We start from the raw sequence: 24523 nt of genomic DNA on the forward strand, positions 1-24523 counted from the left end.
CGGCGACCCCAACACAGGTCGCCGCCACAGGCTCAGTAGTTTTTTGTGGTTTGTTCCAGCCAGAACCGGCCCAACGGATTCTGGCCGAAATTTTCAACCCCCTTACGGGTGACGCTGATGAACGGGCTGTAATAAAGGTCAATCCAATGCACATCGGATTTGGCCTGTTTCTGGATCTCGGCATATAGTACTGCACGTTTGGTTGGGTCCATTTCCAACCGTGCGGCCGCCACCATGTCCTTAACTACATCGTTTTTGTAGTTGGTCATGTAGTTGTTGTTGACGTCGTGACCCAAAACGAAGGTGGTCTTTTGGTCAGGGTCCAAAATGTCATTGGTCCAGTAATTGACGCCCATATCATAATCACCGCTGATCAACATGTCCCAAGTCTGGCTCGGATCGACCTTTTGCAGCGTCACAGTGATGCCCACAGCCGCGAGTTGCTGCTGCACCAAAATCGCAATCTGCTCGGCGGTTTGGTCACCAGCATCGACCAGATATGTAAGCGACAAAGGCCCGACATTCGCCTCTGCCAGCAGCGCCTTGGCCTTCTCGGGATCGAACCCACGCGCGCCATTGTCGTCACTGTGATACAGCGCGCCTTTAGGGATATAGGAATTTGCAATCTCACCGAGATTAAAGGTCACGGCCTCAACGATGGCCTTCTTGTCAATCGCATAATCAATCGCCTCGCGAACCTTTGCGTTATCGAGGCCGGGGTGACTGTGATTCAAAAGCAAATGGTCCTCGCGGGTGGAGGGATCCGCCACGACACTGAGGTTTGCATCCATCTTCAACTCGTCAACCCGCGAGAACGGAACATAGATAGCGGCGTCCAACTCGCCCGCCTGCACGGCCAGCATTCGGGTGTTATCATCGGGGATTGAGCGCCATTCCACCCCATCAAGACTAACCTTGTCAGCATCCCAATAGTTTGGATTTTTCTTTAGGATCACTCGGTCACCGCGCCGCCATTCGTCAACCATAAAGGCGCCCGAACCAACCGGCATTTCTGCAAATGCCTCTTCGCCCATTGCCTCCATTGCGGCCTTCGACACAATCGACGCCCCTGGCATCGCCAGTGTTGACAAGAATGGCGCCGAAGGCCCGCTGAGTGTGATCACCAGCGTGTTGGCGTCAGGCGTCTGCATGTCCTTGATGATTTTGTAGCTGTCCGACCACAGCGAAAGTTCGTTGTCGCGGATGCGGGTCAGGGAATAGGCAACATCGGCTGCCGTCAAATCTGTCCCGTCCGAGAATTTGGCAGGCCGCAGGAGAAACGTGTAGGTCAAGCCATCAGGCGAAATATCCCAGCTTTTGGCAATGCCAGGCACAAGTGCCTCGCCCTTATTATCAACCCGCACCAAAACATCAAAGACATTGGAAAGCACCCAGAAATCAATGTTCTGCGCTGTGGCGATGGGATCAAAGGTGGTGCCATCCTCGCGGCGGCCAATCGTCAGCACGCCCTGCGCTTCGGCGTAAGCAACCGCCGTTGTTGATAACGCAAGGCCCAAAAGCGCGGCCTTTGTCCAGTTTCTAATCATAGTGTAAGCTCCGGTTGGTTAAGGGCAGGGGTGCCGCCGTTGATGGGGCGATCTGGGTCTATATCGGGGATCGCCGCAATCAAGGCGGCGGTATAGGCAGTTTTCGGATGATCAAAGACCTGTTGCGACGTGCCATCTTCGACAACCTCACCGTAGTGCATCACCACCACCCGTTCGCAAAGATTGCGCACAATCGCCAAATCATGCGCGATAAAGATCAGCGTTAGCCCACTGTGGGCCGTCAGTTGGCGAAACAGATCTACGATTTGGGCCTGAATCGTCACGTCCAGTGCCGCCACACATTCATCTGCGATGATGACGCGCGGATTGACTGCCAGCGCGCGCGCAATCCCTGCACGTTGACATTGCCCACCTGACAGGCTGCGCGGCCGACGGGTGGCGAAGCTTCGATCCAGCCCAACCATCTCCAACAGTTCGGCAACGCGCGGTTGAATTTTGGCTTCCGGAGTCTCGCCTTGGCTGCGCAGCACCTCTGCCAGCGTCTCACCCACGGTCATGCGCGGGTTGAGCGAGTTGAAAGGATCTTGAAACACCATCGCGGCGTCAGAGCGTAAACGCCGCAAAGTTGCAGTCCGATCTTGCGTCAAATCCAGGCCATCAAAGACAACTTTCCCTGATGAAATCGGCGTTAACCCCAACATTGCGCGGGCCAGTGTGCTTTTGCCAGAGCCGGATTCGCCCACTATCCCCACTGTTTCTCCCGGCCAGATGCGCAAGGAAACCGCCTTAACCGCCCTCAATTCTTTTCCCTTGCGCAACAAACCGCCGCCTTGGGCAAAGCGCACCTCCAGATCGCGCAGCTCAAACACAGGTTGATGCGCGCGGTCCGGCGGCAGGTGTTCACCCGCAGTTGTCACCGACGGGTGCGCGGCAATCAGCGCTTGGGTATAGGGATGCTGAGGTGCGGCCAGCAATGCGCGTTTTTCGCCCTGCTCTACCACGTGGCCATCGCGCATCACCGCGATACGGTCACAGGTCTGGGCCACCACGCCCAGGTCATGGGTGATCAATACGATCGACAAGCCGCGGCTGTCACGCAGATCCATGAGCAGTCGCAGAATTTGGGCCTGAATGGTCACGTCTAACGCCGTGGTCGGCTCATCCGCGATCAGAATTTCTGGGTCACAAGCTAGCGCCACCGCGATCATCGCCCGTTGTCTCATCCCGCCCGAGAACTGATGCGCATGACTGTCATAGGCTCGTTCTGGATCGGGAAACCCCACCTGCGTCAGCAGACCAATTGCCTCGGCCTTGGCTGCCGCAACGCCTAGACCCTTGTGGTGGATCAGCCCCTCACTGATTTGCCCACCAATCCGCATGACTGGATCCAGATGACTGGTCGGGTTCTGAAAAATCATCCCAATCCGCCGACCGCGCACCGTTTGCATCTGCGCCAGATCTAAAACCTGTCCCTCGATCATCACTGAGCCATGCGTGACTTGCAATTGGCGTGACGGCAGCAACCCCATCACCGCGCGGCAGAGCAAACTCTTGCCCGAACCACTTTCGCCCACCAGCCCCAAAATCTCGCCCTTGTTCAGCGAAACTGAAATATCATCCAGCAAAATCCGCGCCTCATCGTCCCCCCGGAAGACCACCGACAGGCCATCAATCTGCAGATGCGGGATCATTCACGCACCCCCATGAGGTCGGCAAGTGCATCCCCCGTCAATGAAAAGCCAAAGGCCAAAACTACAATGGCAAGGCCCGGAAACAACGTGATCCACCACGCTTGCGTCATAAATCCCTGCGCCTCCGCGACCATCACCCCCCACTCGGCCAGCGGCGGTTGCACGCCCAAGCCAAGATAGCTGATGGACGCACCGCTCAGCAGAACCAGCACGGCATCCGACATGACAAAGACCAGCGACCCAGCCAGCGCATTCGGCAAAAGATGGCGAAACATGATCCTTGTGCGCGAAAACCCAAGGCTTGCTGCCGCCACGGCAAAATCCTGTGTCTTTAGAACCAAAATTTGCGCGCGTATCAGCCGTGCATAGCTGACCCATCCCACCAGTGCCATCGCGATGTAGAAACTGCTGAGGCCCGGTCCCAGAATAGAGATGATCGACAACATCAACACCAGAAATGGAAAGGCCAAAACCACATCAATGATCCGCATAAACATCACATCGACCCAGCCACCAAAAAAACCCGCCAAGGTGCCGACGACCGTGCCGATCAGGAACGGAAATACGACACCGATCACCGCCATCTGCAAGTCGATCCGCGCGCCCCAGACCACCCGCGACAGCACATCACGGCCAAAGTTGTCAGTGCCAAACGGATGCGCCGGCGACGGCGCCATCAAGCGGGCAGTGCCATCTTGAAAGATCGGATCATAGGGTGCGGCATAGGGTGCCATAAACGCAAGGATCACAAAAGCCGCAAGGATGCCCACGCCCGCCACGAGCATTCTGCGCCGCCCAAACCGCGCGCCCCACCGCCGCACGAAGACAGTATTTGCTGGCACACTCAAAGCTCAATCCTTGGGTCCAGCGCCACTGTGATGATATCAGCGACAAAATTGATCAACACTGTGGCGACGGCGAATGTAAGCGCCACGCCTTGCACCACCATATAATCGCGACTGAAAATCCCACGCACCATAAGCTGGCCCAAACCTGGAAGCGCGAAGACGCTTTCCACCACCACGGTGCCGCCAATCAACCAGCCGATGTTAATCGCCAAAAGGTTAATCGTGGGCACCAACGCATTGGGCACCACATGCCGCCAAAACACAATGTTTTCGGACATGCCTCGCGCCCGCGCGGCTGTGGCGATATCAGATTGCAGCCCTGCTACCATTCCCGCACGTAACGAGCGCGTCAGAACTGCCGACAGCGACAGCGCAATAGTCAACCCCGGCAACACCAGATGCGTCAGCTTATCGAACAACGTCTCGCCGTAACCCGACACTGGCAACCAATCCAGCTTGACGGAAAACAGGATGATCAGCATCGCCCCCAACCAAAACGACGGAAACCCTATGCCTGCCGTGGACAGCACACGCACAGTATGATCGGCGACTGTGCCCTGCCGCCGCGCCGAAATCGCTGCAAAAGGCACCGCGATCAGCAGCGCCAGCACAACACCCGCCAGCACCAATGCGAGGGTCGGCTCCACCCGCGTTGCGATCAACCGCAGCACGTCAATCTTATAGAGCGTTGATTTGCCCATCTCGCCCGCGCCAAGATTCTTTAAAAAGTACAAATATTGCGTCCACATCGGTTCGTCCAAGCCATACTGGGCACGGATATTGGCGATCGCAGTGGGCGTCGCCCGTGTGCCCAGCAATATTCGCGCAGGATCGCCTGGGATTAGTCGAACCAGCACAAAAGTCACCACTGAGATTCCAAACAAAACCGGCAGAAACTGCAGCGGCCGGAACAAGACAAAGCGATAGCGGTGCATGGTCCTCGACCCTTCTGGCCATAAATGTTTGCAAAAAAGCAAACTCTCTCTGCGCTACACTATTCAAGCCAGTGAGTTTCCAGCAAGTGTGACGTGCAGCATTTTAGCAACGTATCGGCATTCCCCCTTGCAGGACCGGCTCAGTTGACAAAAAGCCGATCAACGATCTACCTGTTCCATCCCGGCACATTGCATCGACCCTCGCCGTCTGCCACTGTTCATCGCAAGGTCTGCGCTTCGTGATCTGATCGCCGGGTTGCATTCTGATGCCAACGGGGTGCAGGCGGCATGATGATCTCACTGCACAAGAACGCGACCACGACGCCGGGCATCCGTCAGCGGCTGTCTGGGAGCGATGAACCTGCATCGGTCCTGGCGCTGCGCTATGGGGTTAGCGAGGAGACTGCGCGCAAGTGGAAGCGGCGCGACAGCGTTCAGGACCTGTCCGCCACTCCGCACACTCTCCAAACGACCCTGACGCCCGCCCAGGAGGCCGTGGTTGTCGAATTGCGCCGCCTGCTGCTGCTGCCGCTCGACGATCTTCTGGCGGTAACACGGGAGTTTCTGAACCCTGATGTGTCGCGGTCTGGCCTGGATCGCTGCTTGCGGCGGCACGGCGTGAGCAATCTCAAGGAGTTGTTGCCCAAGACCAGCCCCGAGCCGCGCAAAAGCTTCAAGACCTATGAGCCCGGCTTTCTGCATGTCGATGTGAAATATCTGCCGCAGATGGCGGACGAAACCACCCGGCGCTATCTGTTCGTGGCCATCGACAGGGCGACACGCTGGGTGTTCGTGCGCATCCTGCCCGCCAAGACCGCAGCCAATGCCCGCCGGTTCCTACGCGATTTGCACCGGTCCTGCCCGAATAAGATCGCCAAGATATTGACGATAACGGAAAAGAGTTCACCGATCGGCTCTTTGCTTCCCGGGCACGCGCCGCCTCGGGGGAGCATGAGTTCGACCAGCTCTGCGCCGAGCTTGGTATCGAACCTCGGCTGACCCCGCCGAAATCGCCCCAGACCAACGGCATGGTCGAACGCTTCAACGGACGCATCGCCGATGCGCTAAAAACCAACCGCTTCGACAGTGCCCTCGACCTGAGCAGACCTCATGCGATACGTCGCACTCTACAACACCCAGTTGCCGCAGTCAGTCCTTGGGATCCGAACGCCGATGCAGGCCATGAAGGACTGGCACAAGTCCTACCCCCACGACTTCGTAAATCACCGGGTAACCTTCCGGGACGCGACAGCTACCCGCCGTCGAAACGCACTGGATAGCAAGCAGGCAGATCCTGGGCACCTGCGGCTTCGGCCAATATAGTACGCGCCTGATCTTCGGATTGGCGGGCCGTATTGATGCAGATCCCCATGCAACGAATCGTAGGCGAGACCTTGCGGCCAAGGAGCGTCGCCGGCTCGATAATTTCGGCGATGCTGCTGGCTTGGGGGCCCGGAAAACCCAACAGATCCGTTCTGCCCGCTTCATGCCAGACCACAAAGGTACCAGGCTGAACACCGTGCAACAATCCCCGTGAGACACCGGCATAGGCTGGATGGACCAGCGATCATTGGTCTCCAACGATGTCCCAATGGTCGTCGCTGGCGGATGGGGTCAGCGCTTTAACTGCGCCGGCAAGGAAGTGTGATACAATGACATCAACGACGATCCCGTGGCCGTCAATCAGCACACCGGTTTGACCTGTGGCGCGGAAGGTCGCAGGAATGCCGCGCCTGACCAGCTCGCGATGAATAGGGAGGGCTGAATACTTCTTGCCCACTGCACAATCCGTGCCCACCAACAACACCCGATGACCAGATCTTGGAAGACCTGTTGCCACGGGGAACGAGCCATCGAAAAATCGCACGTCATGCAGATTTTATCCGGTGCCGTTGGCCACATCGGCCAATTCGGAAAGGCTGCGCAGCGGCACATGCAATCCCGACGCGACGTCCAGCCCTTCCTCCATCGCCTCTGCAGTTCGCGCCACCCAATGTGCGGGAATTTGCCCGCCCTGAGGCGATGTGCCGATCCCCAACGTCTTTGCCCCTGATGCTGCAGCCTTTTTGAGGTCCATATCCGGCAGGCCCAGATCTGCGGTAAAGCCCGGCTTTCGCAACTGTGCAAGGCAGCGTTCAGGCCCCAGAAAGCTAGGCCTGCTAGGGTTTGGTCATTTCTGCCATGGCTGTGTCGCCCAAATAGAGCAGATAGGCGGCGCGAATGGGGCTACCACCGCGGAGTCGCGTCGAAACCAAAATGCACTGCGTGAAACTGCTGGGCCAGCACCTCATGGCGCGGGACTTCGACCGTCAGGTGGCGGAGTTCCAGGTTCGTGTTGCCGTGCTGAACGGCTACACCACGCTCGGCATCCCAGTCACAAAGGTCGTGGGATAAGTCTGTCTGGAGATAGGGGAAGTCCGGCCGTCAACCGATTTGTGCATGTATGGATGCCCCCGTTCGTGCAAGTGGTTTTTTGAACGGCGTGAGCGCGTGATCGGGTGCGGTCATGTATCAGGCCTCATGTTGCGGCGATTGACACAGCCGCGGGCCGGTATGACGATGCGCGGATCAGAAGCAGATCAACAGACCGAGCTCGTTAGCTCCAGCACAAATACTGCTTTCTCTGACCCGGACCTTGTCGATCCTTTGCCCTTACTGTTCAGTGACCTACTCACACTCCCGACGTGCCGGGGCGGAATGGAAAGCGCAGTGCGCCTATACCATTGTCGCCGCCGGGTTCCGGTAATCTTCTTGTTTCGTCATCATAGCCCAAAGGCCACAGGCCATTTTGTTGGCAAGTGCAATCGCTACGACCATGCGAGGCTTTCGAGCCCGCATGCGCGTCAGCCAGCCATTGTTCGGGGTGCCAAACCGCTCGACTGCCTGCAGAACGGCCATGGCGCCCGAGACCAAGAGCGTGCGGATGTCACGCTGCCCCATCTTCGACGTCTTGCCCATCCGGGCTTTACCGCCCGTCGAGTGCTGTTTTGGCACAAGCCCAAGCCAGGCCGCAAAGTCGCGCCGGCGCCGGAAGGTCGCCAGATCAGGTGCGAATGTCTCGATCGCAAGCGCCGTGATCGGTCTCACGCCCGGCATGGTTTGGAACCGCCTCGCCACATCGGCCTCTTTGGCAGCAGCCCTCATCTTCTGGTCAAGCTCCGCAGCCCTGGCATTCAGCCCTTCAATCTGTGCCAGATACATCTGACCCAGGTCCCGGACACCCCCAGGAAAAGCGGTGTTGCTGTCTTCAATCGCATCAGCCAAGCGCTTGAGCTGAGCTGTCCCCGTCGCCGCTACCAATCCGTGCTCAGCCAAGTGCCCGCGCAGAGCATTGATCAACTGTGTGCGCTGGCCGACGAACATCTGCCGCGTGCGAAATAGCATGGCGCGCGCCTGTTGGTCTTCCGTCTTCACCGCGACAAACCGCATGGTCGGGCGCAACGCCGCTTCGACAATGGCCTCAGCGTCCGCGGCGTCATTCTTCTCTGGTTGCCGCCCTTGGTGCAAGTCGCTTTTGACCTGTCGTGGTTGGTGATCGAATGCGTTCTTCTCTCAGGCCTTTTGGATTGCGGCCGTTCAAGAAGCCGCTGGCCAGGATGGTGATCTGCGGATCAGGTCCATATCTTCTGCAAGAGCTTTTCGGCTCAAGAATGACGTCTGGTTTTCCCGATCCAGATCTTTTCGATCATTGCGCCCATTCAGGTCATCGACTTCTCACACCTCCTTCACCGACACTAGCTCACATGGGGTTTGTAACCCTCATGCAGAAACCGCTCGCGCCGGATCTCGATAGTCTTCGTGCTTTGTCATCATTGCCCAGATTGCCCGTGCCATCTTGTTGGCCAGCGCGATGGCGACCAGCATGAGGGGCGTTCGATGGAGTAGGCGTGCCAGCCATGAGTCCTGATGGATCGACTTTCGGGCCAACACTGTCAGACGCGACATGGCACCGATGATCAGCAGATATCTGATGTCAGTCTGGCCGGCTTTCGAGATGCGTCCCAAGCGTTCCTTCCCGCCAGAGGAGTATTGGCGCGGCACGAGGCCGAGCCAGGCCGCAAAGTCTCGCCCGCGCTTGAAGCTGTCCATAGGTGGAGCAAAGCTGCTGATGGCCAACGCGGTCTGTGGCCCCACGCCAGGCATCGTCTGCAGTCGACGCGCTGTATCATTTGCCCCGGCAAAAGACCGGGCTTTTGTCGTTTTCGCTTCGATCCGCGCTGTCTGCTCAGATATCTGTTCAAGCAAATCATGGCACTCCTCGCGCATCAGCGCCGGCAGATCGCTGGCAGGATCTGCGAGGACAGCTTCGATCCGCCTGAGGTGCGCGATACCTTTCGGAAAGACATGACCAAATTCATATAGCACCGAACGCAGAGCGTTCACGAGTTCGGTGCGCTGATGAAGAAGCCGTTCGCGTGCGCGGAAAAGCACCGCACAGGCTTGCTGATCTTCCGACTTCGGCTCGACAAAACGCATCTCGGGACGCTGTGCAGCCACGACGATCGCCTCGGCGTCAGCAGCATCGTTTTTCTGCCGCTTCACGAAAGGTCGGACATATTGCGGCGCGATCAACCGGACCTCGTGGCCAAGCTTGACCATCTCGCGCGCCCAGTAGCTCGCGCTGCCACAGGCCTCCAGCACCACGACGGCAGGTTCGTGCTTCGCCATGAAATCCCGAAATTGGACCCGCGTCACCTTCTTGCGAAACTTCAAGTGCCCGGCCATGCTGGCCACATGAAGCTGGAAGACGCTCTTTGCCAGATCCACACCGATCATTGTATCCTTCATTTGCCGTCCTCTCCTTTGCGTGGCGTTGAACACCACAACCTTGGCACATTGCGATGCCGTCTGGGGAGGGCGGCAACCATCCCATCTTCTGACGCTTGACGAATGGCTTCACGTAGACCGGCGGGATCAAGCGCACGGAATGGCCAAGCTTCTCGAGTTCGCGCCATCAACAGAGCCCTTCGCATCTCTACTCAGACTTGACACACATTATGCCCAAAATGTCGTCACTATTCACCAATAATTATGCATTTTCACAAAAATGCCAAACACTTTCGTCTGCGCCGTCCGTCAGACTACTGACAACACTCCCTTGAAAAGAAGAAGGAAACTTTCATGTCTTTCAGCAAAGTCGCGGTCCTAGGTCTTGGCAAGGTCGGTCATCTAGCTGCCGAACTTTTGGCGAATGCCGGCTTTCAGGTGACGGGTATCGACGCCCGCCCGATCACAGCCCCCTTTACCACCAAAACGGTTGATTTGGCCAATAAAGCCGACCTTGCCGCTATTTTGAAAGGGCAAGACGCCGTGCTATCCTGCCTGCCGTTTCATTTGAACATCGGGGTTTCAAGTATCGCACATGGGCTTGGGCTGCATTACTTCGATTTGACCGAAGACGTGCCTACCACACGGCATATCCAAGAATTAAGCAAAACCTCCAAGGGTTTGATGGCGCCACAATGCGGCCTTGCGCCGGGGTTTGTCGGCATTGTTGCGGCAGATCTTGCCAACCAGTTTGAAAAACTCCGCTCGATCCGACTGCGCGTTGGCGCTCTGCCGCAAAACCCCACAGGGCATTTGGGCTATGCGTTCAACTGGTCGCCTGAAGGTGTGGTCAACGAGTATCTCAACGATTGCGAGGTCATTGAAGAAGGTGTTCTAAAATCTGTTTCCGCAATGGAATGGCTGGAGACAATCTACGTCGATGGCATGGGGCTTGAGGCTTTTACCACATCGGGCGGCCTTGGCACGATGTGCGAAACCTACGCCGACCGGATTGAAAACCTTGATTATAAAACCATGCGGTATCCGGGCCATATGAAGTTGATGAATTTCTTCTTTCACGAACTTCTGATGCGCGAAAACCGCGCTGAGGCTGGGCGGATTCTGACCAATGCTAAGCCGCCGGTTGACGATGATGTAGTCTATGTCCACGTTGCCGCCGAAGGCTGGACTGATGGGTCGCTTCGCCGCAAGGAATTTGTGCGTGCCTATTATCCGTTGGAAATTGCGGGAAAAAGCCGCACCGCGATTGCTTGGACAACATCGGCGTCGGTGGTGGCGGTGATCGAGATGGTCAGGGCTGGCGCCTTGCCGCAGCAGGGCTTTCTTAAACAGGAAGAAATCCCGTTTGCGCCGTATCTGGCCACCGAAACCGGCAATTACTACAACATAGGGCACAAAAGACGCCACGCATAGGCGGTTCAAGGGTTTTGCGGTCGATCGGAAAGTTAAGCAGGACGGCAAGCGTGAAGGAGCCGATGATCCGCTGCTACGAGTAAATCCGCCTGTAGCCAGAACCCGATCACAGCATTGAAACCCGCGGCTTTAGGGCAGCGAGGAGATGAGCCGCTTCTTCTTCATCCGCAACGCCATCGATCTAGGGTTTGCGCTGGAACCCATCCGCGACATGACGCTTTTGTCGCGTTCGCCCGCTCAATCGTGAGCAGCAGCAGACTAGATCGCCAAGGTACCAGAACTAGGGTCAGGTTTCGGTAGCGGGGACGTCTCAGGCAAGCGATTTTTGACATAGACATCCGACTGCCTGATTGCGGATTTGATCACAGTTTCTTTCTGAGCCGTACTACTTATTGCTGCTGTCTTCGCCTAAGATCACCCTGGGTGCATGCTTCGGTCCGTGGTCAGCGCGATGGCTGCGAACATGATGCTGGTTCAAATGCTGTTCCGATGTGCCCATCTCATAGGCGTGCTCAATGTTGGTCCGAAACAGTCCGGGGCACGACATCATTGGAACCACGTCCCTAGAGGACCTCGAAGGCCTGGAGTCAGGCTGGCGACGGCAGGGAACGCAATTGTTTAGACCGCATGAGCCACGGCAGTGGCTGATCGGAAGTCTGTGTAATCAACCAACATCCGGTGCAGGATCACCCCGATACGCCGGGCTAGCGCGATCATGGCGCGCTTACCACCACGACGATGGGCTACCTACGCTGCCCATGTTCTCAGCCACGTCGAACGCCCGCGCTGCAACATCACGGCCGCAGCCCGACACAGCGCGCGACGGAGGTTGACATCACCTACTTTGGTAGTGCCGCCGGAGACATCGCGTTCGCCCGACTGGTTGCGCGAGGACATCATGCCGACCCACGGGCCAACATTCTTGGAAGATGTAACGAGACGAGGCTGAAACCGACTTGATGTGCATTTCTCAAGCCCTGACGCCTTTTGAAATTAACCGTTTCAGGTTGGACTAAAAGCTTGATAGGCTGTTAGGAAGATCTGGTTCTCGGCAGGGTTGCCCAATGTCATATGTGGGTATTTTGCACGCAATCCCTCAAATTGCCGTTGCGCCTGTTGCAGAGCCGCAGTCATGTCCATCCCAGCGACTTGGCCTAAATACATTGACAATCTGCCATCGACAAAAGCCACGCGCGTGACCCGACCGCTGGCGTCCAGAACAAGCATTCGGATCGGTACATCAGGGCATCGGCAATATCAAAAACGGCGATATCGGCCATTGCTCCAACCGCGATCCGCCCCAGATCGGGCCTGCGCAGCGCCGCTGCAGATGCTCGGGTGCAGTTTCGGTCTGGGTATCGTCTGCAATTCGGGCCATCGTTACGCCATGATCGACGTAACGCTGCAGGTCAGTATCGGTCGCGACTGTGGCATGAGGGGCGATCAGTTGATCGGACAATGCGCCAAATCCGGCCAGCCATTTTGGCGCAGTGGTGTCGTGAAGGGCGGCCACCGTATCGCGCTCCATTTCGCCTTGCGCAATACGCAGGCGGACCGGAACATCCAGACCACGCGCGGTATCCATGATGACGACAAGCAGAGCCATGGCGCAGGTTTTCACGAGGTCAGGGGCCAGCATGCCTTGGATCAGCCCGTCATGTCGGCCTGCTTGATCCTGCACAAATTTGGTGGCCTCCTCCAACCCGGTAAAACCGCGCGCCTCGTCAAAGCGGGGCTCTATCTTGCCCGGTGCGGTCAAACCATGCCCCCTGACCGATAGGTCGGACCAAGCCAGGCGCGCAAGCCAAGCTGCCCCGCCGCATCCGCCGCCGCCACGAACTCGGCCGGTGTTTCTCCCCAAGCGCGGTAAAACAACGAAGCGACAAGCATAGCCGAGGTGGCGCCGTTGCAGAGGAGCTGGGCAAAGCTATAGCGTTTTTGAAAGGCCAGTTCTTCGGGTAAATACATCTCATAGGGGCCGCTCGCTATCGACGTAGGATTGCGGCCAAACCCTGCCCTTTGCCCAACCCGGACCGCAGAAAACACCCAATGTCGTGGTATCAAGGTCTGACAACGCATCCAGATCAATGAAGCTCGGTTATATCAACACATCCCTCAGATCGAGCCGCCGTGCCACTTCGCCTTCAAACCGCGGGCCAACATAGAGGATACGGTCATGCTCGATCACCACTTCGCCGTTTTCCAAAAACCGGTGAACGCCACTTTGATTGGTCACAATCCAACAAGCGGATAGCGCGGTGCGGCCGGATGGGCGCAGGCCAAGCGTCAAATTGGCAAGCGTCATTATGTCCCTCTTAATCTGCGTTCCCGAAAATTTGACAGCCCCGCCTTGTGGCGTCAATCCAGCAGCCATGTTGACCCAGAAAATCGCCTCAGCTAGCACTTAGGAACATGGCTTTGGAGGGGAGAAATGGTTCCGTTGATTGGCGTCACAAGTTATGGTCGGTTGGAAAAAACAGTCATAAACCCGCCGGATACTGCGCATTATCTAGTTGCCGCAACCTATGTAGATGCCGTGCGTTACGCAGGCGGTGCGCCAATTGTTCTACCGGGGGAAGAGCCACATTTGGCACGTTGGCTAGATGTGTTGGACGGGATTGTGTTTTCGGGTGGCTGCGATTTGGACCCCACGCTTTTTGGCGGCAACGCGCAGCACCCCGCCCTGGACGGTGCCCACGCCGATCGTGATCGTGCCGACCTTGCACTTGCCCATGCCGTGATCGCGCGGGGCCTGCCTGCCCTGTTCATTTGTCGCGGGATTCAGGTCTTGAACGTAGCCTTGGGCGGCACTTTGCATGAACACATCGACGATCCGAACGCCCTGCACCAAACTCCAAAGGGCGCTGCTGCTTTTTGGGCGCGCGAACGGGTAGAAATTGCCAAAGGCACCGCCCTGTCAACGCTGCTGGGGCGAAAGGACATGACGGTTTCCTCTTCGCATCACCAAGCTATCGCGACATTGGCGCCCGCCTTGCGCATTGCCGCCACGGCGAGCGATGGGGTGATTGAGGCTGTCGAGTTGGACGGCCATCCTTTCCTTTTGGGCGTCCAGTGGCACCCCGAGGTAGACATGGCGAAGGATCCGATCCAACGATCCCTGTTTGACGGGTTTATCGCCGCTGCATCCGCCCACGCTGACAGGAAAAGCCAATGACCCTCCACCCTCTTTACCCGCCGATTGAAACCTATGCGACGGGGATAATCGATGTCGGCGATGGCGACATGGTTCGGTATGAGGCTTGCGGTACCAAAAGCGCGACCCCAGCCGTGGTGCTGCATGGCGGGCCGAGCGGCAGTATGACCGCAACCCAACGACGGTTCTTTGACCCTGCCCGCTACGGCGTTTTTTTGTTTGATCAACGCGGTTGCGGCGGCTCCACTCGCCACGCGGGCCTCACGGCGAATATAACTTGGCATCTGGTGGCCGATATTGAACGCCTGCGCAACTTGTGCGGGGGCGAAAAATGGGTGGTGTTTGGCGGCTCGTGGGGGTCCACGCTTGCGCTGGCCTATGTGCAGAGCTATCCCGACCGGATGTCAGCGCTCATCTTGCGCGGCATCTACACCTTGACCAAAGCCGAACTTGCGTGGATTTACCAGCACGGAGTGTTGCAGATGTTTCCCGACAAATGGGCCGCGTATCAGGCCACCATTCCTGCCGAGGAACACGACGACATGATCGCGGCCTATCACCACCGTTTGACGCGCGGCGACTTGGCAGCACAGCAAACGGCAGCGCTGGCATGGACCCGGTGGGAGGCTGGCACCGTCACCCTGCTGTCTGACCCCGCGCTGAGCAGTGAACTTGCTGGCCCTGCCCTTGCATTGGCTTTTGCGCGGCTGGAAAATCACTATTTCACCTATGATTGCTGGCTTAAAGAAGGGCAGATGATCGCCAATGCCCATTTGATGCAGGGCATTCCCGGCGTCATTGTGCATGGGCGATATGACATGCCCTGCCTGGCGCACTATGCCTATGATTTGCACCGCGCATGCCTCGAGGCGAATTTGCCCCTGATCGAAGGGGCGAGCCATTCGGCAACCGAACCCTTCATTCTTGACGCGTTGATAGCGGCAAGTGACCAATTTGTGGGAATAAAATGACCCAAAGCTATGACCTGATTTTGCACGATGTCACCTTATATGACGGCACTGGCGGGCCCGCGCGCGTGGCAAGCGTAGCGGTTGCAAAAGGGCGGATCGCACTTATCGCCGACAGCCTCTCAGCCCCCGCGCTTTCTGAGGTGGACGGCACCGGACTTTCCCTGTCGCCGGGGTTTATCGACGTTCACACCCACGACGATCGCGCGGTATTGGCGACCGATATGGCGGCGAAACTAACCCAAGGTGTGACGACCGTGGTAGTCGGCAATTGCGGTATCTCGCTTGGCCCTTTGCCGGGGCAACGCGCCGTTGTGCCACCGTTGGACCTGATCGCCCGCGGGCCGGGCGATTTGTTCGCCCGCTTTGGCGATTATCTGCAAGCTGTCACCGATGCCGGCCCTGCAGTTAATATGGTGGCCCTGGTCGGCCATTCCACCCTTCGCTTAGCCTGCATGGACAGACTTGACCGCGCCGCCACTACAAATGAAGCGCATGCCATGCGTGGACTGCTAGACCAAGCGCTGAACGACGGCGCCATTGGTCTGTCAACCGGGCTATATTATCAACCCGCCCACGCCGCATCACTGGCGGAACTGCTGACCGTGGCCGAGCCCCTTGCTCGATATAACGGCCTGTACACCACTCACCTGCGGGATGAGGCGGACGGTGTTCTGGACGCGATGGAAGAAGCGTTTGAAATTGGGAGGGGGGTGGATGTGCCCGTGGTGTTGTCACATCACAAAGTTACCGACGAACGCAATCGGGGCCGAACAGCGATCACACTGCCAGTCATTGCGGCGCGCGCGGCAGAGCAACCTGTGACGCTGGACGTCTATCCCTATAACGCGTCCTCCACCGTGCTGGAGGCGAAACGCGCCACCGAAGTTGAGCGGATCATCATCACCTGGTCCAAGGCGCGGCCCGATTTGGCCGGACGCGAATTGGCCGACATCGCCGCGGAAATGGGCTGTAGCCGCCCCGAGGCGGTGGCCCGTTTGCAACCCGCTGGTGCCGTCTATTTTTCGATGGCCGAAGAAGACGTGCGCCGCGTGTTGCAGTTCCCGTTGACGATGGTCGGGTCAGACGGTCTGCCACATGATGTGCGCCCGCACCCCCGCCTTTGGGGCACCTTCCCACGCGTCTTGGGCCACTATGTCCGTGAGGTCGGCTTGTTCGGTTTGGCAGAGGCATTGCGCCGCATGACCACCCTGCCCGCTGCCCGGTTTGGTCTGAACGGTCGTGGCGTGCTGCGAGAAGGGGCCTGTGCCGATCTGGTGTTGTTTGATCCAAAAACCATCGCGGACGTCGCTGATTTCGCGGCGCCGACCCAACCTTCGGCGGGCATTCGTTCCGTCTGGGTCAATGGTCAAGAGGCCTGCCGCGACGGCGTCGTCACGGGCGCGCGCGCGGGCCGTGTGTTGCGGAATAGTGATCTTGCGCCAAAGGATTTTAGCTAAACACCGCCATGCCTGCGCGTGCCACCTTTTCGGCAAGCCCCTGCTGCGGTTGGATGGAATTGTGCAGCACCGCTAGCCCCCAGCTCGGCCCCTGCAACATTGCTTGCCCGCGGTCCATGCGTCGCATAACCCGCACGGTTTCACGTAGTGCAAGCGCATCATGTGACACCGCAATCAATCCCGCGTCCACCTCTGGGCTGGGGTCGATCACCTGTGCCAATGCCAGATCCGGGGCTTTCCCCGCCTCCAGCAAACGTAGCGCCGCGATGTTAAGTGGCACACCGTCCTCGCCTGCATGATCTGGCCGACGATGCCCCGTGACCAGCCCGCTCTGACCAACCGCCAAGTACTGCGATAGGGGCACCGCACGGTCTGGCCCGGAGGTGATGACGCCCGCAACCTGCGCCTGTGCCATAAGGCCCAACACCCCGTTTTCAACCCATTCGGAGCGAATGCATTGCAAACCGCCGCGCTGGCATTCAAGCGTAAGCGGCCCCCCTGACAGAATTGCAGCAAAAACCGCAAAGCCCCCCACTTCACCGGCAGACTGTCGTTCTACCTCTGCCCAAGCTGCCAAAACGGCGGCCCCTGCACTGGGGCCGTAGGCGCCAATCCCAATCGTCATTGCGGCACCCTACTGCGGTAAAAGTGCACATTCGGCTGAAAACGGAACCGCGATGAGAAACAACACTCCATCAGAATTTTCTCTTTGATTTTTAGGAATTAGCAACGCAGTATCATAAAAATTCTCCCCGTCCAAGGAAGCTTAGGAATGTCCAACCCGCCAGTTTGTGCTGATACAATTTTGTATAATGGATCTATATGGCGCGGCTTTGATGATGGGGTTTGCACCGCTTTGGCCATCTGGCAAGGCCGTATTCTCGCGAACGGAACCGATGCCGAAATGTTGGCGCTGCGCGGGCCTCTGACCAAGGTAATCGACCTTCAGGGTCGCTTTGCCACGCCTGGGCTGAATGACAACCACCTGCATCTGATGCCGCTTGGCATCTCCATGGGCTGGGTAGATGCCAGCCCTGGTGCCGCCCCAACCTTGGCCGCATTGCAAGTCGCGTTGCGCGAGCGGGCGGCGACCCAACCAAAAGGCAGCTGGGTGATTGCGCGCGGCTATGACCAAGTGAAGCTGGACATCGGACGCCACCCTGACCGCAATGAATTAGACGCCGCATGCCCCGACCATCCGGTTGTGCTGATCCGGGCGTGTGGCCATGTGACGCTGGGCAATTCGCTTGCACTGGATATGGCCGGGGTCACATTTGACACGCCAGTACCGTCGGGCGGGGTGATTGAAAAGATCAATGGCCGCCTCACAGGGCTTTTTGCTGAAAACGCCCAAGGTTTGCTACGCAGTGCAGCGCCGCCGCCGTCTGTCGAAGATTTGATCGCTGCGGCAGAGCGCGCGGGGAACTACCTGCTAAGCCAAGGCATCACATCTTGCATGGATGCGGCCGTGGGCATGATCACCGGGTTTTCAGAAATTCATGCATATCATCTGGCCTTGCGTGATGGCCGCTTGCCCGTTCGCGTCTGGCAGGTGCTGCTGGGTGACCCCGGAAAATCCATCGTGCAAGAGTGTTTTGACGCAGGGCTTGTGTCGGGCGTTGGCTGCGACATGCTGCGGGTTGGCGCGGTCAAAATCTTCCTCGATGGCTCGGCTGGTGGGCGGACTGCCTGGATGAAAGTGCCCTATCCGGGTGAGGATGCAACGATTGGCGTTCAGATCCTTGAAACCGAGGTGCTTGAAAAACTGGTGACCGATTATCACGCCATGGGCTACCGTTTGGCCTGCCATGCCATTGGAGATGCCGCGATTGAACAACTGATCACCGCCTATGAAACGGTTCAGTTGCCGCAGCGCAACCACAGGATTGAACACTGCGGCTTTTCCGATGCCACCCAGCACAAGCGCATGAAGGCGGCGGGTATTTTGCCCGTGCCGCAGCAAGTGTTTGTCCATGATTTCGGCAACAGCTATATCGTAGTGCTGGGTGAGGAGCGCGCGCGGTCTAGCTATCCGATGCGCACATGGACGGATATGGGGTTTAAGCCATCTACAGGCAGTGATGCGCCGGTGTGCAAGCCTGATCCATGGCCAAACCTGCACAATATGGTGACGCGCGAAACCTGGAACGGCACGGTGATGGACGCAGGCCAACGCCTGACCATGTCCGAGGCCTTGCGCGCCTATACCGAATACAGCGCCCATTCGCAGGAGGCGGACGGGGTGAAGGGGCGGCTCGTGCCAGGCCAATTGGCGGATATCGCAGTATTTTCGCGCGACCTGCTGACAGCCTCCCCAAACGAGGTTTTGCAGGACACGCATTGTACAATGACCCTGCTTGGCGGCAAGATTGTCTATCAAGCCGCAAGCTGACCAAGCGACCGAAAAATCGGATATAACTGGGAGGTATACAACCGATGCTGAAAACCCTGAGACTTAGCGCATTGCTGCTGGCGGCGACGTCCGTCATGGCGCTGGCGCAAGACGTGACCCCGCAATCCGGTGGCACGCTGAACTTTGTGGCGCCCTACGGTTCGAGCTTTGGGACGATGGACATCCACTCTTCACCATCCACCCAAGACGAATTCCCGGCAAAGGCCATTCATCGCAGCCTTTATCAGTGGAATTCCACCGATGGTAAGCCAGAGCTGGAGCTGGCAACCGAGGTGAAGGCATCCGAAGATCGCATGACATACACCTTCTCCTTGCGCCAAGGCGTCACATTCCACGATGGCAGACCCTTCACCGCCGATGACTTGATCTATTCCTATGAACGCATCGCCAAACCGTCAAACGCCTTTCCGGGTGCGCGGTATTTCCAAGATGTCGCAGGCATTGAAGAGTATAAAAGCGGCGCCGCTGAGCATATTTCTGGCCTGAAAAAGATTGACGATAACACGCTGGAAATAACATATACGGTGCCAACCAACCCGGGCTACTCCCTGATGAACACCAACGCCGCAATTTACCCGGCAGGCGCAGGTGAAGACCCAACCTTCATCCAGCACCCAATCGGCCTTGGTCCGTTCAAGTTTGTTGAGAACATCCCCGGTTCCAAGGTCGTTGTCGAGAAATTCGACAAGTTCTACAAAGAAGGCCAGCCTTACCTTGACAAGATCAACGTGGTTTTGCTGGGGGATGCCTCTGCCCGTGATGTAGCGTTCCGCAACAAGGAAATTGACACATCAATCCTTGGGCCAACCCAATATGTTGCCTACCAAGCCGATCCTGAACTGTCGAAAGGCATCTTGGAAGTGGCTGAGGTTTACACACGCCACGTTGGCTTTGACACCAAGAAACCACCCTTCGACAAAAAGGAAGTCCGCGAAGCTTTTGCTCATGCCATCAACACCGATCTCATCATCGATAAGTTGGTCAAGAACAAGGCTTACCGCGCGACGGGCTGGCTGCCGATCTCTTCTCCGTCATATGATCCTGCTGCTGTTCCCGTGACTTACGATGTAGAACTGGCCAAAAAGTTGCTGGCAGATGCGGGCTATCCTGATGGGATCGACGTAGCGATTACAGCCACGCAAAACGAAAGCTGGGGCCTGACCATCGTCGAGGCGATTATCCCCATGTTGAAAGACGCGGGCATTCGGGCGACGGCCGTTCCTGTTGAGGCCTCGGTGCTGGCGGAAGTGGTCCCAAAGGGAGACTTCCAAGCGTTCATGTGGTCCAACCTGTCAGGGCCGGATGATTACGAAGTGCTGAAATGCTTCTATTCCAAAACCCCGCAAAGCGTCTGCAACTATGAAAATTTCAGCAACTCCGAATTCGACAAACTGTTTGAAGCGGCTGGCAAAGAAGCAGACCAAACCAAAAAGAACGACCTGATGCGTCAGGCCAATAACATCCTTCAAGCTGAAGCACCAAGCTGGTTCTTCAACTATAACAAGGCGGTCATGGCCTATCAGCCTTGGGTCCACGGTCTGCAAGCCAATGCGACCGAACTCGCTATCCAGAACTATGAAGATATCTGGATCGACGACACCGCACCTGACTCGCGCAAGTGAGCCTTGCAGTAACCAAAACTCTGCGGCCCTCTCTCAGGGCCGCAGAGCCCAAGAAGGGTTAAGCGATGCTCCGTTTCACCATGCGGCGTTTGTTGCAAATGATCCCGACGATCATCGCAGTGGCGCTGCTCATCTTTGTGATCTTCAGTGTCGTTCCAGGCAGCTTTGCGTCCAGCCTGATGGCCGACGGCAAAACCGCATCCGACCCAGAGCTGTTGGCGCGTCTGAACGAACAGTTCGGGCTGGATAAGCCGGTCTACATCCGGGCTTGGGAATACCTGTCAGGACTTGCACATTTCGACCTTGGGACTTCATTCCGCACCCGCGAACCTGTCCTGGACGTGATTAACGACCGGATCTGGGCCTCGTTGAAACTGTCGATTGCGGCAATGGTCTTCGCCATCGTGATCGGTGTTCCGCTTGGCTTCATCGCGGCACTTCGCCCCGGAAGCGTGCTGGATTCCATCACCATGATTGGCGCGGTGTCTGGCCTGTCGATGCCACAATTCTGGCTAGGCCTTTTGCTGATGTATTTCTTTGCTTTGGTCTTAGGGTGGCTTCCAAGCTTTGGCTACGGGGGCGGCGATCTGAAATATCTGATCCTGCCAGCGATTACCCTTGGTGTCACGCCGCTGGCCCTATTAGCCCGCACAACCCGCGCGGGTGTTCTGGAAATCACGAATGAGGATTTTATCCGCACCGCCCATTCTAAGGGAATGAGCAATTCGCGCGTGATCCGTTGGCATCTGATGCGCAATGTAATGGTTTTAGTTGTCACTACCATCGGCCTTCAATTCGGCTCGATGATGGGACAAGCGGTGGTGATTGAGAAACTCTTTTCATGGCCCGGCATTGGGTCACTGCTGATAGATTCCGTCTCCATCCGCGATATTCCTGTAGTGCAAGGGACCATTTTGGTGATCGTGCTGTGGTTCCTGCTTATCAACACCTTTGTCGATATCATCTATGCCGCAATTGACCCACGGATCAAACAAACATGAGACGATTTAACCTGAACCTTTGGCTGGGTGGTGTCTTGACCCTTTTGGTCATCACAGGTGCGGTGTTTGCTGGATATTTGACCTCGCTAGATCCGGTGTTTGATGCCAATCTTATGCATGCCGAAGAGGCGCCAAATGGACAGTTTTGGTTTGGCACCGATGAACAGGGCCGCGATGTTTACACCCGCGTGTTATACGGCGCCCAGATCTCTCTAACAGTAGGGATCGTCAGCCAGATTATCAATTCCATCATCGGCCTATCGCTGGGCATTTCCGCCGCCTATTGGGGGGGGTGGTGGGATGATTTTGTCAATGGTCTGACCAACGTTATGCTGGCAATCCCCTCGCTCATCTTCGCGCTTGCCATCATGGCGGTCCTTGGGCCGGGCCTTCCCAGCTTGCTGATTGCTCTGGGACTCACAAACTGGTCTTGGACCTGCCGCATAGCACGATCCTCGACCCTATCGCTTAAGGGGCAAGGCTATGTGCAGGCCGCCCAGACGCTAGGATACAGCGACATCCGCATCATGGCCACACAGCTTTTGCCCAATATGGTGGGTCCAATCCTTGTCATTTCCACACTTGGGATCGGGTCAGCAGTGCTGGCTGAGGCGGCGCTGTCCTTCCTTGGCCTTGGCATCCGCCCGCCCTTCCCCAGCTGGGGCAGCATGTTGACCGGCGCACGAGAATTGATCGTAGTAGCTCCCTGGGCCGCAGTTTTTCCGGGCCTTGCGATCTTTATAACCGTGTTGGGCTTTAACCTCTTGGGTGATGGATTGCGTGACTATCTCGACCCCCACATGCGGACCCGCCAATGACCGACACCCCCCTGCTAGAGCTGAAGAACCTGCACGTCGGCATCCCGAAACGCGACGGGTATCTGGACATCGTCAAAGACGTCAGCTTTTCCATCATGCCCGGTGAGGCGTTCGGGTTGGTCGGAGAAAGTGGTTCGGGCAAAAGCCTGACCGCGCTCTCACTGATCCGGCTGTTAAAAAAGCCGCTTAAGGTGTCCAAAGGGCAGATCCTATTCAAAGGCCGCGACCTGCAAACCCTGTCTGACCGCGAGATGCGGGGCCTGCGCGGTGAGCGGATTGCGATGATTTTCCAAGAACCGATGACCGCGCTGAACCCGTTGAAAACCGTGGGCCGTCAGATTGCCGAAATGTTCGTTCTGCACCGGGGCATGGGCTGGGCAGAGGCGGGGCGCAAGGCCGTCGATGCGCTGGCCTCGGTCAAGGTGCCAGCCCCCGAAGAGCGCGTGCTTGCTTACCCGCATCAGATGTCGGGCGGGATGCGTCAGCGGGTGATGATTGCGATTGCGCTGGCCTGTGACCCTGACCTTTTGATCGCGGATGAACCGACAACTGCACTGGATGTGACCGTGCAAGATGAGGTGTTAAAGCTGATCGGCGAACTTTGCGCCGCGCGCGGGACCGCCGTTTTAATGATTTCACATGATTTAGGGGTGATAGCCAATATGTGCCAACGCGTCGGCGTGATGTATTCGGGGCGGCTGGTTGAAGAACGCGATACCTATGATCTGTTTGCCGCACCGCGACACCCCTACACCAAGGGTTTGCTCGGCGCCCTGCCCAGGCTTGGCACTCGCCATGGCGCGGCAGGACGGCAGCGTTTGGTTGATATTGACGGGCTGATAAAAGACCGCGAAGCCTTGCTGCAAGAGTTTTGCTTTCAACCCCGCAATACCATACGCGACCCGCGCTTGCGGGCGGACGGTGCCGCATGACCGTGCCCTTGTTGGAAATCCGCGACTTGCATGTCCAGTTTCCGGTGGGAGGCTCTCTGCTGGGCCACAACAAACGCCTATTGCGGGCAGTGAACGGGGTAAACCTGTCACTGGCGCAGGGTGAATGCTTGTCGATCGTGGGCGAATCCGGTTGCGGCAAGTCGACGACGGCATTGGCGGTGATGGGTCTGCAAGCGCCAACCTCGGGCGATATTCTGGTCGATGGAAAAACCATCATCGGCGATGCGACCCTTAGCCGGATGGACCGCGCCCGCATTGCACAGATGGTATTCCAAGACCCCTATGCCTCTCTCAATCCACGTCAAACCGTCCATCAATCCCTGTCAGCGCCCTTGCGCCTGCACGGTGCGTCAAAATCCGAAGCAAATGACCGGATCGCAGATATCTTGAAGAAGGTTGGGCTTTTGCCCGAACACGCAGCCCGTTATGCGCATGAATTTTCTGGCGGTCAACGCCAACGCATCGGTATCGCCCGTGCATTGATCCTTGATCCGCGTATTTTGATGTTGGACGAACCCGTGTCGGCGCTAGATGTGTCGGTTCGGGCACAAATCATCAACTTACTTTTGGATTTACAAGAGGATCTGTCGCTGTCCTTTGTGATGATCAGCCATGATCTGGGTGTGGTTGAACATATGAGCGACCGAGTCGCCGTGATGTATTTCGGCCAAATTGTAGAGGTAGGGCGTTGGGATGCGATCTTTGCCAATCCAACCCATCCTTATACCCGCAAGCTGATTGCCACGATCCCGGATCCTGACACCATTTTGCATCCGCACCGAAATCGCGCGACGGCGGCGGCCCCGCCGCCCCCTGCAGGGTTTTACTTCCATCCCGAAACCACAGATCGCCCTGATGTTTATGCCGCCGCGACCCCCTCCGACTTGATAGAGGTGGCGCCGGACCATTTTGTCCGCTGTGCGACATAAGACGTTTCGCGCTTGACCTGAG

20 protein-coding genes and 5 pseudogenes are annotated in these 24523 nt (G+C 57.4%); 12 read left to right on the forward strand and 13 right to left on the reverse strand.

Features of this window, described 5'->3' with window-relative positions; all coding sequences use genetic code 11:
- Positions 1-32 precede the first annotated feature (32 nt).
- Genes AKV04_RS17875 through AKV04_RS17890 form a run of 4 tightly spaced genes read right to left on the reverse strand, consistent with a single transcriptional unit; the run spans position 33 to position 4982 of the window.
- Positions 33-1547, reverse strand: a complete 1515-nt coding sequence (locus AKV04_RS17875; RefSeq protein WP_054007781.1) for an ABC transporter substrate-binding protein — start codon at positions 1545-1547, stop codon at positions 33-35.
- Positions 1544-3199 (reverse strand): dipeptide ABC transporter ATP-binding protein, encoded by a 1656-nt coding sequence (locus AKV04_RS17880; protein WP_054007782.1) that lies wholly within the window; start codon positions 3197-3199, stop codon positions 1544-1546. The genes AKV04_RS17875 and AKV04_RS17880 overlap by 4 nt, the downstream gene beginning before the upstream one ends.
- Positions 3196-4041 (reverse strand): ABC transporter permease, encoded by an 846-nt coding sequence (locus tag AKV04_RS17885; protein WP_235815701.1) that lies wholly within the window; start codon positions 4039-4041, stop codon positions 3196-3198. Before AKV04_RS17885 ends, AKV04_RS17880 begins: the two co-directional genes overlap by 4 nt.
- A 2-nt stretch (positions 4042-4043) precedes the next feature.
- Positions 4044-4982, reverse strand: a complete 939-nt coding sequence (locus AKV04_RS17890; RefSeq protein ID WP_054007784.1) for an ABC transporter permease — start codon at positions 4980-4982, stop codon at positions 4044-4046.
- A gap of 288 nt (positions 4983-5270) precedes the next feature.
- Here AKV04_RS17890 and AKV04_RS25710 point away from each other — a divergent pair.
- Positions 5271-6262, forward strand: a pseudogene (locus AKV04_RS25710) (IS481 family transposase).
- On the opposite strand, the pseudogene AKV04_RS27260 reads toward AKV04_RS25710, so the two are convergent.
- Both AKV04_RS27260 and AKV04_RS17910 read right to left on the reverse strand, forming a co-directional pair.
- Positions 6235-6849, reverse strand: a pseudogene (locus AKV04_RS27260) (DUF1611 domain-containing protein). The pseudogenes AKV04_RS25710 and AKV04_RS27260 overlap by 28 nt on opposite strands.
- Before the next feature lie 12 nt (positions 6850-6861).
- Positions 6862-7101: a DUF1611 domain-containing protein gene (locus AKV04_RS17910; protein ID WP_268871807.1), complete on the reverse strand. Its 240-nt coding sequence runs from the start codon at positions 7099-7101 to the stop codon at positions 6862-6864.
- A gap of 96 nt (positions 7102-7197) precedes the next feature.
- Here AKV04_RS17910 and AKV04_RS17915 point away from each other — a divergent pair.
- A pseudogene (locus tag AKV04_RS17915) lies at positions 7198-7376 on the forward strand (IS5/IS1182 family transposase); the annotation flags it as partial.
- A 321-nt stretch (positions 7377-7697) separates the two neighbouring features.
- Here AKV04_RS17915 and AKV04_RS17920 read toward each other — a convergent pair.
- Together AKV04_RS17920 and AKV04_RS17925 are read right to left on the reverse strand one after the other, a co-directional pair.
- Positions 7698-8468: pseudogene (locus tag AKV04_RS17920) on the reverse strand (IS110 family RNA-guided transposase); the annotation flags it as partial.
- Between the two features lie 273 nt (positions 8469-8741).
- The gene (locus AKV04_RS17925; protein ID WP_054007789.1) at positions 8742-9770 is read right to left on the reverse strand and encodes an IS110 family RNA-guided transposase; all 1029 of its coding nucleotides are present in this window, start codon (positions 9768-9770) and stop codon (positions 8742-8744) included.
- Between the two features lie 333 nt (positions 9771-10103).
- Between AKV04_RS17925 and AKV04_RS17930 the strand changes: the two genes are divergently transcribed.
- On the forward strand, positions 10104-11183 hold the full coding sequence (locus tag AKV04_RS17930; RefSeq protein ID WP_054007790.1) for a saccharopine dehydrogenase C-terminal domain-containing protein: 1080 nt from the start codon (positions 10104-10106) through the stop codon (positions 11181-11183).
- A gap of 618 nt (positions 11184-11801) precedes the next feature.
- On the opposite strand, the pseudogene AKV04_RS27995 reads toward AKV04_RS17930, so the two are convergent.
- The 4 genes and pseudogenes from AKV04_RS27995 to AKV04_RS26720 form a co-directional block, all read right to left on the reverse strand.
- Positions 11802-12128 (reverse strand): annotated as a pseudogene (locus tag AKV04_RS27995) (transposase); the annotation flags it as partial.
- Between the two features lie 295 nt (positions 12129-12423).
- A complete protein-coding gene (locus AKV04_RS26710) occupies positions 12424-12942 on the reverse strand; it encodes an amidohydrolase family protein (protein WP_202905650.1) in 519 nt (172 codons plus the stop codon).
- The gene (locus AKV04_RS26715) at positions 12939-13151 is read right to left on the reverse strand and encodes a hypothetical protein (RefSeq protein WP_202905651.1); all 213 of its coding nucleotides are present in this window, start codon (positions 13149-13151) and stop codon (positions 12939-12941) included. The genes AKV04_RS26710 and AKV04_RS26715 overlap by 4 nt, the downstream gene beginning before the upstream one ends.
- A gap of 130 nt (positions 13152-13281) precedes the next feature.
- The gene (locus tag AKV04_RS26720; protein WP_202905652.1) at positions 13282-13488 is read right to left on the reverse strand and encodes a hypothetical protein; all 207 of its coding nucleotides are present in this window, start codon (positions 13486-13488) and stop codon (positions 13282-13284) included.
- A gap of 126 nt (positions 13489-13614) precedes the next feature.
- Between AKV04_RS26720 and AKV04_RS17940 the strand changes: the two genes are divergently transcribed.
- From AKV04_RS17940 to AKV04_RS17950, 3 genes are read left to right on the forward strand one after another with little or no spacing between them, the layout of a single operon-like run.
- Positions 13615-14358, forward strand: a complete 744-nt coding sequence (locus AKV04_RS17940) for a gamma-glutamyl-gamma-aminobutyrate hydrolase family protein (RefSeq protein WP_054007791.1) — start codon at positions 13615-13617, stop codon at positions 14356-14358.
- On the forward strand, positions 14355-15308 hold the full coding sequence (gene pip / locus AKV04_RS17945; RefSeq protein ID WP_054007792.1) for a prolyl aminopeptidase: 954 nt from the start codon (positions 14355-14357) through the stop codon (positions 15306-15308). Before AKV04_RS17940 ends, pip begins: the two co-directional genes overlap by 4 nt.
- Positions 15305-16765 carry an N-acyl-D-amino-acid deacylase family protein gene (locus tag AKV04_RS17950; RefSeq protein WP_054007793.1) on the forward strand — a complete coding sequence of 487 codons (1461 nt, stop codon included), beginning with the start codon at positions 15305-15307 and terminating at the stop codon, positions 16763-16765. The genes pip and AKV04_RS17950 overlap by 4 nt, the downstream gene beginning before the upstream one ends.
- On the opposite strand, the gene AKV04_RS17955 is transcribed toward AKV04_RS17950, so the two are convergent.
- Positions 16758-17390 (reverse strand): DUF6963 family protein, encoded by a 633-nt coding sequence (locus AKV04_RS17955; protein WP_054007794.1) that lies wholly within the window; start codon positions 17388-17390, stop codon positions 16758-16760. The genes AKV04_RS17950 and AKV04_RS17955 overlap by 8 nt on opposite strands.
- Positions 17391-17537: 147 nt before the next feature.
- Here AKV04_RS17955 and AKV04_RS17960 point away from each other — a divergent pair, with 147 nt between their 5' ends.
- The 6 genes from AKV04_RS17960 (at position 17538) to AKV04_RS17985 (ending at position 24501) form a co-directional block, all read left to right on the forward strand.
- Positions 17538-19157 carry an amidohydrolase gene (locus AKV04_RS17960; RefSeq protein WP_054007795.1) on the forward strand — a complete coding sequence of 540 codons (1620 nt, stop codon included), beginning with the start codon at positions 17538-17540 and terminating at the stop codon, positions 19155-19157.
- 44 nt (positions 19158-19201) lie between these two features.
- Positions 19202-20800: an ABC transporter substrate-binding protein gene (locus AKV04_RS17965; RefSeq protein WP_054007796.1), complete on the forward strand. Its 1599-nt coding sequence runs from the start codon at positions 19202-19204 to the stop codon at positions 20798-20800.
- A 65-nt stretch (positions 20801-20865) separates the two neighbouring features.
- Positions 20866-21801, forward strand: coding sequence for an ABC transporter permease (locus AKV04_RS17970; protein WP_054007797.1), 936 nt, complete (start codon positions 20866-20868; stop codon positions 21799-21801).
- Positions 21802-21896: 95 nt separating this feature from the next.
- On the forward strand, positions 21897-22619 hold the full coding sequence (locus AKV04_RS17975; protein WP_202905653.1) for an ABC transporter permease: 723 nt from the start codon (positions 21897-21899) through the stop codon (positions 22617-22619).
- Positions 22616-23551: an ABC transporter ATP-binding protein gene (locus tag AKV04_RS17980; RefSeq protein ID WP_082351726.1), complete on the forward strand. Its 936-nt coding sequence runs from the start codon at positions 22616-22618 to the stop codon at positions 23549-23551. Before AKV04_RS17975 ends, AKV04_RS17980 begins: the two co-directional genes overlap by 4 nt.
- The gene (locus AKV04_RS17985; RefSeq protein WP_054007799.1) at positions 23548-24501 is read left to right on the forward strand and encodes an ATP-binding cassette domain-containing protein; all 954 of its coding nucleotides are present in this window, start codon (positions 23548-23550) and stop codon (positions 24499-24501) included. The genes AKV04_RS17980 and AKV04_RS17985 overlap by 4 nt, the downstream gene beginning before the upstream one ends.
- Positions 24502-24523: the final 22 nt, after the last annotated feature.

This window comes from Cypionkella psychrotolerans (assembly GCF_001294535.1).
GTDB lineage: Bacteria > Pseudomonadota > Alphaproteobacteria > Rhodobacterales > Rhodobacteraceae > Cypionkella > Cypionkella psychrotolerans.